The organism is Lunatimonas lonarensis, from assembly GCF_000390185.1.
In the GTDB taxonomy this organism is placed as follows: Bacteria; Bacteroidota; Bacteroidia; order Cytophagales; family Cyclobacteriaceae; genus Lunatimonas; species Lunatimonas lonarensis.
Genome location: NZ_AQHR01000085.1, coordinates 103,952 through 115,882, shown reverse-complemented (window position 1 = coordinate 115,882; position 11,931 = coordinate 103,952). Strand labels below are relative to the sequence as shown.

The window sequence follows — 11,931 nt, the reverse complement described above, 5'->3', positions numbered from 1 at the left end:
TTTCCCCGATAGATTTGGCAGGCAATATCGATTAACCGGGACACGTTATGACTGCTCAAAAACAAGTATAAACAGATGACTAATAGAGTAATAATTGTTGAGGACGATTCGGATTTGGCCGAAAATTATTCGGAGCTCATCGAGCAGTTGGGATACAAGGTTCTGGGGGTATTCGACAATGCGCCAAGTGTACTTTATTTTTTGAAGGCGACACAGCCTGATTTAATTTTGCTCGATATCAAAATCAAAGGCGAATTTGATGGTATTGATTTGGCAAGGGTGATTCAACGTGATTATAGTATACCTGTGCTGTTTATGACCGCTTATTCAGACGACAGCACGTTAGAACATGCATTTTTAACTACTCCGGTCAATTACTTGGTCAAGCCCATTTCCAGAGAGACCTTTAAAACGGCCCTGCACCTTGCTTCAAGCCGAATCTCGACACACAAGGGAGGTACCGATAATCGTCGAATAAAAATTAGGGAAAAAGGCTATGTAACCTATCTTTTTAGCGATGAGATTGTCGCGCTTCAGGCAGAAGGCTTGTATACGATGATCGTTACGAGAGATAGAAACACATTCACAGAGCGCAAGTTGCTGAAGGATTTTCATGCGGAACTACCACAACATCAGTTTATCCGGGTGCATAAGTCCCATGTTGTAAATATCCATCATATAAAATCATTCAATAGTAAACATCTCTTGGCAGGCCACCTGCGGATTCCCCTTCGACGAGGCCTTTTCAGCAAGTTAAGCAGATTAATGGGTACGGATGAACGGAATTTATAATAGCTCGAACACCTTTGCAGCCAAGTTTTTCAGATCTACAGGTTTTTCGAAAAAAAGGTCAAACTGGTTAATTTTTAGACGTTCAAAAATTTTCTCTTTATTGCCAGCAGAAAAGCCAATAATGGGAACATGGCCTTTTGCCGGAGTCGATCGGATATAATCCAATAATTCTATCCCGTCAACGATCGGCATCATAATATCAGTAATCACCAAATCTATCTGGTTAGAATCGAAAAGCTCGATCGCTTCTTGCCCGTTAAATGCACTCAGAACTTGCAGCCCTTTAGAAGTCAATACTTTGGAAACCATTAGGTTGGCTCCTTTGTCGTCTTCTGCAAGTAGTATTTTTTGCATTGTTTTATTTTTTTATTCAAATCTAAACTAATACAAAAGTAGGTATAATTTCTGATAACAAAAAATCCCAAACTATGGGTAGGTGGATATTATAAAGAACCTATCGTGTTAATCATGCTGATTAACTTTTTGCTAAATACAAAGTCAATTCATTTATAAAATGAGTCTTTTTATTTTTTATTTTTAAGGCGTGTTATTTATTTTTCTATCTTTCTGGAAAAATTTGTATATATGATAAGTAGGGGATTTGGGGGTATTTCTGATATTTCTATTGACAACCGAATTGATCTATATCCGCTTACAGAGGGGGGAAGTGTCTATCCGATCGATGAAAAGGATAGTATTTTTATTTTTAACAATAACTGTGTTGTAAAATTGGGGTTGAAGCCACCTGCATTAAATAGCTATCATGGTCGTCCAGCTTTTGATGATTGGGTTAGTTACGTTATTCATGCCGGTATCTGCTTACTTAACACTTCAAAGAAATACTTAAATGCTAAGATTGGAATTGGATTGAAGGACTACTATCAAAACTATCATGACTTTTCATCCATTATTCCCATAAGGAAAGTACGTTTTTTGTATAACGGAAGAATGGGCAGTAAGTCAATTAGTATACGAGGGTTACAAATATTCCCCAATCTTTTTGGGCAAGCCAATTGGATTTCTAACAGGTACGGGATTAACCGGTTTGTGGTCCTAAGTTTTGGGATGGATTGTTTGGAAGGACTTTATTTTGAACAGGGAAAGCCATTTCTAAGCCAACGATATGTTTTGGGGCCGGGATTTAGTGAATTGGTTCGGATTCAGAATACAGAACCCTTCTTTGAAACCAATAATCTATCCGCCAAGCTTACAGAATCAAAAGTTAAGATGGAAATTGAACACGAAGAGTTCTATAATCAATTTCTTAAAAAGAAGATTGAATTTATATGTAGATCAGCTAGTTCTATTCCTGTTTTTTATATAAAAACAAGTGAAGTAAGTCAGGAATTTCATGGGTTTTTATATAGGAAGCTAGGCGGATTTGGTAAGGTGACTTCTATTGCTGACGGAGCTAATGCCTCTGCCCATGGACTTGCTTCAATTAAAATGTTTAGGAAAAGCAATCTATCCGAGGAGGTTAGTATATCTGTTTTTCCCGACCATACCACCTTTGTTTTGTAATATTTTATGATTATGTCAGTGGATTAAATTTAAGATATTTGATAATGTATGAGACTCTTTGAGTTGGTTAACGTTTTATCTGAAGGTAATAACTCAATTAAATTAGACATAAATGAAAGTGAATTGAGGTTGGACGATTTACGACATAGTAGTAATTACATCCTATCAATGAATATTGAAAGGATGGCCATTATGGATAATTCTTTGCTGATATATCTAGAAGATTCAATAGCAAATTCGCAACTCGAAGATTATGGTTATAGCTTTGAGGCTGGTGTATAGAGGTACCGTTAAAAGGAATTTTTTGGATATTTTAATGCGCTTTGTGTAGGCTTCATTTATACATGGTTAGATTGGTGCAAATTAGTTTTGAAATACTTTCACCCTTGGCGATTCATGTGTCTGGAGTTATCCTGCCATTTCACCACTTAGACGAAATTCCCGATCACTATCTTTTCATGACCATTATTGCAATGGAATCAACAGGTGACTACCTGCATGTTTACTTAGAATAGAAGTAATTTGTTTACCTTTTTTAAGGGTTCTTTAAAACGGGCAGGACAAAATAGTCCGTCGCTGATTGCGCTGACGGGGATCGCCGGCATACCAGGCATAGCGGAGGGAAATCTCGTGTGCGCCCGCCGTGGTGCGCCCAAATCGTGACAGGATATAGTCGTAGCTGTAACCAATGGCCAGCCCGCTGTCCAGGGAGACGCCAAAGAGGCCAACCAATGTAGCCTGATAGGGTAGGTCTTCGGAACTTACCAAGCCCCGGTAGCCGATACCGCCGACCACCATGCCACGCTGTTGCTGCATAGTCAGATCCAGCTGTTTGAAGGGCCCCTGTTCCTTGTAATTGGCAGAAAGTATCAAAAAATTATCTGGTATATGGGTACGGTAGTCCCGCACGTTCAGATCGATCATGTATCCCCCGTGTACACTCCACTTTACAGGTAGCCGGTTGTCGTTGTCGTTGGCAAAAAAGGTATAGCTGGGGCGGGACACATGATGGGCACTGCTGCCTAGCCAAAACCGTTCGTTCATAAAAAGAAGTCCAAAGGAATAATCCAGGTAATTGACCGGCTCTTGCAATGCCATTGCGTCCAAACTGCTGAGATTGATGGATCGGTCAAATAGATTGATTTGATCCCCAAACACCAAATGGTCCAAGGCAGCATTTCGCATCACGTAGGATAGCTGACCTCCAAAGCGGACGGAATTGTAGTCATCCAATGCCAGCTTATAGGCATAGTGAAGGCTGACATCCGTAAATTTCAGCTTCATATGGGTTTCCTCAAAGCTATTGATAGCGAAACCCACGCCGCTATTGTAATCAAAAATAAAATGATCGATGTAGGCGGAGTAGGAGTTGAAATCATATCCCAATCCCGGCCATTGTTTTCGGTAATTTACGCCAACCCTAGAGAGTTCCGTTGAGCCGGCAAAAGCGGGACTGAGGTATAGCGGAGCGGCATAGAACTGCGAAAACTGAAAGTCTTGCCCTTGGACCTGCGTTGCGAAGGCTAAGAGAAGTATCAGCATCCATTGAATCCGCTTCATCGGGTATTTGGTAGGTGTTGAGGCCAAGGCAGTTTTATTCAGGCTTACCGAAGGAAAGCGCTCCTTTCTGATTTCTTTCCCTTTTCTTTCCATCATCTAACCAATAAGAATACCCCAGTTTTGGTAAATGGCCTACCGTCTACGGTACTATATCTCACTTGGTAGACGTAGTTTCCGGGCACGGCGTCTTCTCCGTTCAATCTGCCGTCCCATCCGATTGACTGTATTTGATCCGTATGGAAGATAACTTCTCCCCACTTGTTCATGATTCTAAAATCAATACTCGCAATCTGCAAGAACTTAGGGTAGAAGTAATCATTCAAGCCATCTCCATTGGGACTGAAGACATTCGGAACAACCATAAAATGGTCGAGAATGGTGATTTCCATCGTATGTACATGCTCACAACCCACTATATCTATGGCCCGTAGGGTTACCTCATAGGTGCCTTCCGACTGGTAACGATGGGTGGGGCTGAATTCATCACTTCCATTTCCATCTCCAAAATCCCAATAGTAATTCACAACATCGCCACTGCTTTCGTTGATGAAGTTTATATCAAAATTTACCAAGTGCGCCTGGTAGGTTAAAAACGACTGCGATCGGTAGCTTCCCCCTAAAACCACCCGGCTGTTGGCCACTTCAAAGGACTCCATGTAACTACAGCCCTCCCCGTCGGTAACGGTAAGGGTGTACAATCCTGGTTCGCTTGCTTCCATGCGGTAGCCATTATTGGAAACTGCGCCACTACTCCACCGGATAGCGTAGGGTGCCACGCCACCTTCGATGTTAAGCTCGAATACGTCGCGAATTTCCCTCGGTTCACACTGCGCCTCCCCGTATTGTATCGTACGTACTTGGATAGGAAGGGGGCGGCGGACGGTAAACCGTTGGGTGGCATAGCAGCCGGCACTATCCAATACTTCCACAGCATACTGGCCCGAAGAAAGGTTTTGTACATTTTGGGTTACTGCGCCGTTACTCCACCTAAACTGGAAAGGGGGTCGGCCGCCCGAAATTATCAAATCAATGGAACCACTCTGACCATTGTCGCATGCCAACGCATCTCCCACGAATCCGGTGACGAGCAACAGGTCGGGTTCTGTGATAAAAAATTCTCTTCTGATTTGGCATCCATCATTTTCGGTGATGGTAACACCGTATTGACCGGGGGCCAAATTGAACAATGCAGCCGCCTCCGGTCCATGATCCCAAATGGCCCGCACTGGACGCTGCCCCCCGACCAGATTTAAATTGATAAATCCATCGTTTGCGCCAAAGCAGGTAATATGTCCAATCTCCGGATCCACATCAAAAATGGGTACCTCGGGAATTGTAACCGATTCCACGGTAGTACATCCATTGGCATCGGTGACGGTCATCTCATAAAAACCCGGGCCAAGGTTAGCAAGGTTGGGCTGTATGGATCCAAAATTCCAGCTGATCTGATACGGTGCCACACCTCCTGCGATTTCCGATTGGATGCTTCCGTCGTTTGCATTGTAGCAGGTGACCTCGGTGGCTGACAGCGATATCGTTAATGGAGCGTCCGGTTGTAGAATCGCTATGTCGGTTAGGGTTACCTGGCAGCCGTTTTCGTCGGTTATTTCAACCGAGTACACGCCCGCAGCCAGGGCCGTTTGATTTTGGCCACTAAGGGTTGTTTGGATTCCATCGCGAAGCCATACAAAGGAATAATTTGCATTTGCTCCTCCGGAAACGGATAGCGAAATGGCCCCAGTAGATTCACCATGGCAGAGTACGTCAACAGTACCCAAAACTGCTGCCTCCAAAAGAGGAGGTTCTGCCAGTTCAAAGGAGTCGCTGATTATACAGCCGTTTTCATCGGTTACCGTCACTGAATATATCCCAGCAAGTAAGCCATCAATGTTTTGTTGGGACGAGGTAAAGCCACTTGGCCCAATCCAGGAAAAGGAATAGTTGTCGGTACCTCCGGTAGGGTTTAGTTCGATGGAGCCGTCATTTCCCCCAAAGCAAGAAATGGAAAATCCACTATAGTCGGAGCGTGTGCCATCCAGCGCAAGTGGGGCAGGCTCCGTGATCTCAATAGGCCCGGTCTCCACTATACATCCATTGTCATCGCTGATGCTCAGTTCATAGATGCCGGGCGCCAGGGATTCTATAAGGGGACGGTCCGCGGTAAAACCATCCGGCCCTGTCCATAGATAGGTATAGGCACCGGTTCCTCCGGAAAGTACTACCTCGATTCGCCCATCGTTGGCTCCAAAACAGGAAATCCCGAATCCATTGTAATCTTCCACCAAGGTGTCCGCTATGGAGATTCCCGTATCGGGTTGGGAAATCACCAAATTATCAATTGATTGGGAACAGCCGTTTACGTCGATTACGGTTACCTCATAGGTACCTGCCGCGAGGTTTTCGAACACCCAGGTGGTACTGTTTATGCCTTCACCGCTTCCGGCACTGCCCAGTTCATTGCCCACTAACTGTATGTAGAAATTATAAGGTCCGGCGGAGGGCCGTGTGATTTCTATATGGATAACACCGGTACTTTCACCAAAACAGCGCACGTCTTCTCGAAGGGCCACAAATTCGGTTATCTCAAGGCTTTCTGGTTCGGTGATCACAAAGGTTCGGGGAATCTCACAGCCATTGCGGTCGGTGACGACCACTGAGTAGGTTCCGGCAGGGATGTTTTCCAATTGGGCTTCGTTGCTGGAAAATCCGTTGTCACCGGTCCATTGATATTGATAGTCTGGATTGCCTCCACTAGGGAATAGGCGGATATACCCGTCGGATGCGCCGTTGCATTGGATTTGGAAACCGTTATAGTCAGAAAGTTGATCCGCCAGAATAAATGGTTCCGGTTCTACCAATTCAAACGAATCCTCCAAGGTACAGCCGCTTTCGTCTTCAATCCGCAACCGGTACGTTCCCGGACCTAAATCGGCAAGGGTAGGGGTGTTGGCAGTGAAGCCATTCGGTCCCTCCCAGAAATACTGAACAGTTCCCTGACTTCCAGTAAGTTCGTAGAAAATCGATCCATCGGCAGCTCCATGGCAGGAGATCTGGAATCCATAGAAGTCCGAGACCACCAAATTTGTTAGCTCCAGCCCTTCTTCCGGTTGGGTGATCGGGATGTCGTCAATCATTTCCGCACAGCCATTGGCATCGGTAACCCGTACCCAATAGGTGCCGGAAGATAGGTTCTCGTAGGTATAGGATGTGCCGGTAAATCCCGAAAGCGATCGAATAGGATCCATGGAGCCACTTTCTCCCAATTCCAGAAGATAGGGGCCAATGGACTGAGAGACAAAGTCAAAATGAATCACGCCGGTTTCTTGGCCGAAACAGCCCACGTTTTGTCGAAGCGACTCGTCTTCTTCGATTTCCAAGGGTTCAGGTTCGGTAATCTCGATGGTTTCCGGGGCAATTGCACAGCCATTGGCATCTGTTACTTGAAGCACGTAGGTGCCCGGGGGAAGTTGGTCGATATCCGCATTTGTGGAGGAAAACCCATTGGATCCTGTCCATCGGATAGTGTATTCACCGGCACCGCCTTGGATAACGCTTCTGATAAATCCATCGTTTGCACCGTTGCAGCTGATCTGAAACCCGTTGTAACTGGAGATTTCAGGGGAAACCGTCAGCGGATCCGGTGCGGTCAGGGTTACCTGACCGGTGGTTGCCGTACATCCGTTTTCATCGGTGACGGTAAATTCATAGATGCCTGCGGCAAGGTTTTCGATTTGTTCGGTGTCCGCAGTAAATCCATTAGGTCCAGTCCAAGAGTAGATCAGTGCACCAACTCCGCCAACAGCTCGTAGACGTATGAACCCGTCGTCAGCGCCACTGCAACTTATTTGAAACCCGTTATAATCCGAAATTACTTGGTCTTCGATAGTCAGTCCATCATTGGGCTGGGTCAGCACGATACCGGAGATTTCTTCAAAACAGCCTCTTGTATCGGTAATTCGGACGTTGTATTCCCCGGCCCCCAGATTGTCTATGGTAAACAAGCCGGTTTCGCTGCGGGAGAAAGAGCGAACGGAGCCAAGGTCACCGCCCGCTAACTGAACCTGTACCAAATAGGGAGCGGTAGATCCCTGGTCTATTGAGATAGCAAAGGAGCCATTCGTTTCCCCAAAGCAGCGTATATCTACCCGCTCACCAGCATCCTCACTGATCGCAAGCTCTTCCGGTTCCACAATGGTAAAGTTTTCGGCAATAAAGCACCCGTTCTCATCCCGAAGCAAAACAGCATAGTCACCTCCTGTCAGGTTTTCACGCAGATTGGGCGTGGATCCGGGCGGGGCTGCCAATGAGGTCACCTCGGAAAGATCCGGATCCGTAAGATCAGTGAAGTTGCCCCGGTACCAATTGATTTGGTAATTTCCTACTCCTCCAGTAGGATTTATTGAGATAAACCCATCCTGTTGTCCGAAGCAGGAAATATCGTCTGATTGGCTGTTTAATCTAAGGATCTCGGGCCCTTCTATTTGGAACAGTGGCGTGCGCGTAATGCATTCTAGTGGATCGGTTTGAGGGAATTCAAATATTCTGCCCCGATCGTAGATTTCTGCATAATAAAAACCGGAAGTAAGCCCTGATACTTGGTTTCGTACACCACGAATGCCTCCACTACCATCCAATAGGAAATTGCTTTCAGAACCGCCTACCATCTGCCCCGACTGGGTATACCAAAGGACCGTATACATTGCATAGGATTCCCGAAGGCTACCCGGGAACGGCTGGGACCATCCTCCTGTGATATCCAATTGGATTGCGCCATCGAAGTTTTCGGGACAGGAAATTGGCGTTATTTCGGACTCATAGGAGATCGGGCTGGGGACAAGGATTTCGAACTCCCTTCCACCCTCGCAGGTGAATCGGTCCCGGATCTCTACCCGATAGGATCCAGGCGGAAGGTTGGCTACTTGTGCCACGACGAGTCCACCTTCTTGGGATTGGACGTCAAATTCAGTAGTGAAAAGGTTGTCGTTTTGGTCGTAGACAACAAATTCCATCAACGGCAACGCCGCATTGTTGATCACAAACTCGGCAACGCCTGTCCTATCTTCCGGGCAAACCAGCCCACCGAAGTTCATGGCCAAATCCAACGAATAGGCTTGCCCGATTGGTCCTGCTGCCCGTTCGTATTCACGACCTATCCTGTCTCTTACCACCAGTCTATACTGCTCATCCCGGTCTAAAGGGTTGGCAAGACTGCCGAAGGTAGCCGTTGCACTTTGGTCGAAAGGTGAACCGTTCATAACTATTCGCTCATCGAATAAATTGCCTTGGCTGTCAAATAGTTGAAAAACAAATTCAAAAGAAACCGTACTGGTTATGGTGGGTTTATAGGCAGAAGCGGTGATGCTGATAGTCCCTTGGCAACTATTTTCATTGTAGCTTAGTGGCAATATAGGAGGAACCACCACTATCTCTACCGGAAAGATATTGCTTTGATCTGTACCATCGCTCAGCTGTACGTTGACACGGATTCGGACACCTTCCGCCGGCCAACTGGGAAGATAGGTGACTGTAGGAATAATTTGGTTTCCCGGTAAAACGTCGTACCCATCCCCCGGCAGAACGGAAAACGTAAGCGTTCCAGGGCTTCCTCCATGGTCATATTGGTATTCAATAAAGCTAAAGTCTATTGTAAGGGTCTCTCTATATAACATGGACAACCTTGGGGCTTGTCCGGTAATAGTGATCCTATTAAATGAGAACCGCACGTCCGCACCGGAGTAATAGAAGCTTAAAAGGGATAGAGAGATCGCTAAAAAAGTTGCAAAAATAGGCCTTAGACTCGGCTGATATGTAAAAAACCGGGAATTCATTGCTAAAAGTCGTTTCAAATATGATTTGTTAGGTGTTGCAAACTTTCTTGTATCCTCCCCCTGTTTGGGAAAAAGCAATAACCAAGCAGCAATAATATTTATATTTTCCCACATATTTACATGTTATGTCTCATAAATTTTGCTCGGGAATACCAATAGGATTTATTGCACCGACCGGAGGTAAAGGAATTGCCGTTAGTTATAATTTCTTTTTATTTGTCGTCGGTAGAATTCAGAGTTGCTTGCTGGTCTTCGTATGGTTTTTTGGTTGGGGCACCTGGTTTGTAATGGGTACATTATGCAATTGACAAAAAGCAGCATTGGAAAGAAATCCTTGGTAGCGGCTGTGCTTGGCTTTGCCTGTCTTGAGCTGATGTGGCAGCTCGGCTGGGTTCAGGGACCCTTTTGGCGGATCCTGCTGGCCGGCTTTGAAGCAGCTACCATTGGTGCAATCGCCGATTGGTTTGCGGTTAGCGCATTATTTTATGAAATCCCCATTCCCCTGGTGCGAAGACATACCAATATCATCGTAAAAAACCGTCGAAAGTTAACCGAGGGGATAGTCGACATGGTCACCAATAAATGGCTGTCTCCCGAGCGTATTCGTGAGAAGCTGGCGGACGTACGGCTGGGCAGACGACTGGTAGAGGAACTGCATGAGGGGGAAGCATTGCCCCGATTGGTCAATTTGCTGAGGAAAATAATGCTTGATCTGATCGTTCAGTTGGATATGGCCAAGTTGGCGATATGGCTACAGTGGCAGTTGAAAAACAAGGCTGAAGGGTTGGAAATAGAGAAGCCATTGGGTCAATGGCTTGCGGATATGGTGAACGGAGGAAGGCACCACCGGTTAGTTGAAATCCTATTACAGGAGGCTCAGGAATCGATCCGAAAGCCGGAAATTCGCGAGGTGGTCTATCGAAAGCTTCGTACGGCGCTCGATGCCTATAGCCGACAGGATTGGGTCAAGGGAACCACTGTCTGGCTAGGGAAGAAATCTGGAGGGATAGACCTGGATCTGTTGGCAGACCGGCTTATCGACATTGCGCTGGTTTTGGCCAAAGAAGTAGAAAGGGATTCCACGCATCCCTTAAGGGACAAATTGGATGGAGCCTTATTGGAATTTGCCATCAGCCTACAGGAAGCTGGCTCTCCCTCGCAGCAGTATTTGAAGCAGCTGAAGCGAAATTTGATGCTACATGACGGTATGCAGGATGTGATCGCGAAGGCCCTTACCGAGACAAAGGAGGGAGTGGAAGCGCAGCTTTCCCACATAGACACGCCTTGGATGCGGTTTATTTTGGATAAAAGCCGGGGATACGTAGAAGAGCTGCTTACGGATGCAGCAAGCATACAGGCATTGGATGATTGGCTAAAGGGCACAATCTCCAACCTCTTGAACACCTACCATCCGGAAATAGGAAACATCGTGCGCGAGAGCTTGGAAAAGTTGGATAACAAGGGGCTGATGGAGCAAATCAGGGACAAGGTGGGCAATGACCTGCAGTATATCCGTCTGAATGGGGCCGTGGTGGGTGGTTTGGTAGGGCTTTTGATTGCGTTAATCCGGTGGTTTGTGGGAGGATGATTTTTCAAGAAAATACGGCCGGTCGTTGGCCAAGAAGGCTTGGTAATCTGCTTCCGTATCGATATCAATATGGCCCAACGGAAAACGAACATGGGTGACATCCTCGTTAAATTTATGGATGAGCTGCTTGGCACCTCCCTTTCCTGTCAGTGCCAGCAAGTGTGGGAAATACTGTTTCTTAAACAGAACAGGTACCCCAAAGGACTCTCCGTACGTGCTGGCAACGATGCCCTTGTCGGTTTCCAGCCCACACTGCAACAAAGCCGTTAGCTGCTCTGCATCCAAGAAAGGCTGATCGCACACGGAAACGATGACCTGATCCAGGGTAGTTTTTTCCAGCAAACACGCCATGCCAACGCCTACGCTTGATCCCATGCCCTCTCTCCATCGGTCATTGGTGACGAGGGAGAATGAAGAAGGAGAAATGTTCTTTTGCAAGGTTTCGCTAAATGCCCCCAATACTAACACCTTTTTATGAAAGGGCACCTGCGCCGCCTCCTGCATTAGTTTGCCCAGCAGGTGGGAGTCACCCGTTCCCAGCAGCTGCTTGGGTCGTCCCAGGCGGGAGGAACTGCCGGCGGCAAGGATTACTAGTCCGGTTCGAATCGAAGGAGGGTCGGCATTCATAGGGTATATACACCA

At 46.4% G+C, this 11,931-nt stretch carries 7 protein-coding genes; 3 read left to right on the top strand and 4 right to left on the bottom strand.

The genetic code is table 11. From position 1 onward, the window contains the following. Positions 1-75: 75 nt before the first annotated feature. The gene (locus tag ADIS_RS13220; RefSeq protein WP_010855049.1) at positions 76-792 is read left to right on the top strand and encodes a LytR/AlgR family response regulator transcription factor; all 717 of its coding nucleotides are present in this window, start codon (positions 76-78) and stop codon (positions 790-792) included. Here the strand turns inward: ADIS_RS13220 and ADIS_RS13215 are convergent. Next, positions 787-1,146: a response regulator gene (locus ADIS_RS13215; protein ID WP_010855048.1), complete on the bottom strand. Its 360-nt coding sequence runs from the start codon at positions 1,144-1,146 to the stop codon at positions 787-789. The genes ADIS_RS13220 and ADIS_RS13215 overlap by 6 nt on opposite strands. A 231-nt stretch (positions 1,147-1,377) precedes the next feature. Between ADIS_RS13215 and ADIS_RS13210 the strand changes: the two genes are divergently transcribed. Further along, positions 1,378-2,313 carry a hypothetical protein gene (locus tag ADIS_RS13210; protein WP_010855047.1) on the top strand — a complete coding sequence of 312 codons (936 nt, stop codon included), beginning with the start codon at positions 1,378-1,380 and terminating at the stop codon, positions 2,311-2,313. Between the two features lie 546 nt (positions 2,314-2,859). Here ADIS_RS13210 and ADIS_RS13200 read toward each other — a convergent pair. Next, positions 2,860-3,969 carry a PorP/SprF family type IX secretion system membrane protein gene (locus tag ADIS_RS13200; RefSeq protein ID WP_010855046.1) on the bottom strand — a complete coding sequence of 370 codons (1,110 nt, stop codon included), beginning with the start codon at positions 3,967-3,969 and terminating at the stop codon, positions 2,860-2,862. Beyond that, entirely contained in the window at positions 3,966-9,542 is a 5,577-nt protein-coding gene (locus tag ADIS_RS13195; protein WP_162141571.1) for a PKD domain-containing protein, read from the bottom strand. Before ADIS_RS13195 ends, ADIS_RS13200 begins: the two co-directional genes overlap by 4 nt. A gap of 457 nt (positions 9,543-9,999) precedes the next feature. Between ADIS_RS13195 and ADIS_RS13190 the strand changes: the two genes are divergently transcribed. After that, positions 10,000-11,289, top strand: a complete 1,290-nt coding sequence (locus ADIS_RS13190) for a DUF445 domain-containing protein (RefSeq protein WP_035805948.1) — start codon at positions 10,000-10,002, stop codon at positions 11,287-11,289. On the opposite strand, the gene ADIS_RS13185 is transcribed toward ADIS_RS13190, so the two are convergent. Further along, positions 11,263-11,916, bottom strand: a complete 654-nt coding sequence (locus ADIS_RS13185) for a nucleotidyltransferase family protein (RefSeq protein WP_010855043.1) — start codon at positions 11,914-11,916, stop codon at positions 11,263-11,265. The genes ADIS_RS13190 and ADIS_RS13185 overlap by 27 nt on opposite strands. Positions 11,917-11,931 lie beyond the last annotated feature (15 nt).

Excerpts from the sequence above, each read along its gene's own strand:
- ADIS_RS13220 (WP_010855049.1), top strand. The coding sequence starts at position 76 with ATGACTAATAGAGTAATAATTGTTGAGGACGATTCGGATTTGGCCGAA.
- ADIS_RS13215 (WP_010855048.1), bottom strand. The coding sequence starts at position 1,146 with ATGCAAAAAATACTACTTGCAGAAGACGACAAAGGAGCCAACCTAATG.
- ADIS_RS13210 (WP_010855047.1), top strand. The coding sequence starts at position 1,378 with ATGATAAGTAGGGGATTTGGGGGTATTTCTGATATTTCTATTGACAAC.
- ADIS_RS13200 (WP_010855046.1), bottom strand. The coding sequence starts at position 3,969 with ATGATGGAAAGAAAAGGGAAAGAAATCAGAAAGGAGCGCTTTCCTTCG.
- ADIS_RS13195 (WP_162141571.1), bottom strand. The coding sequence starts at position 9,542 with ATGTTATATAGAGAGACCCTTACAATAGACTTTAGCTTTATTGAATAC.
- ADIS_RS13190 (WP_035805948.1), top strand. The coding sequence starts at position 10,000 with ATGCAATTGACAAAAAGCAGCATTGGAAAGAAATCCTTGGTAGCGGCT.
- ADIS_RS13185 (WP_010855043.1), bottom strand. The coding sequence starts at position 11,916 with ATGAATGCCGACCCTCCTTCGATTCGAACCGGACTAGTAATCCTTGCC.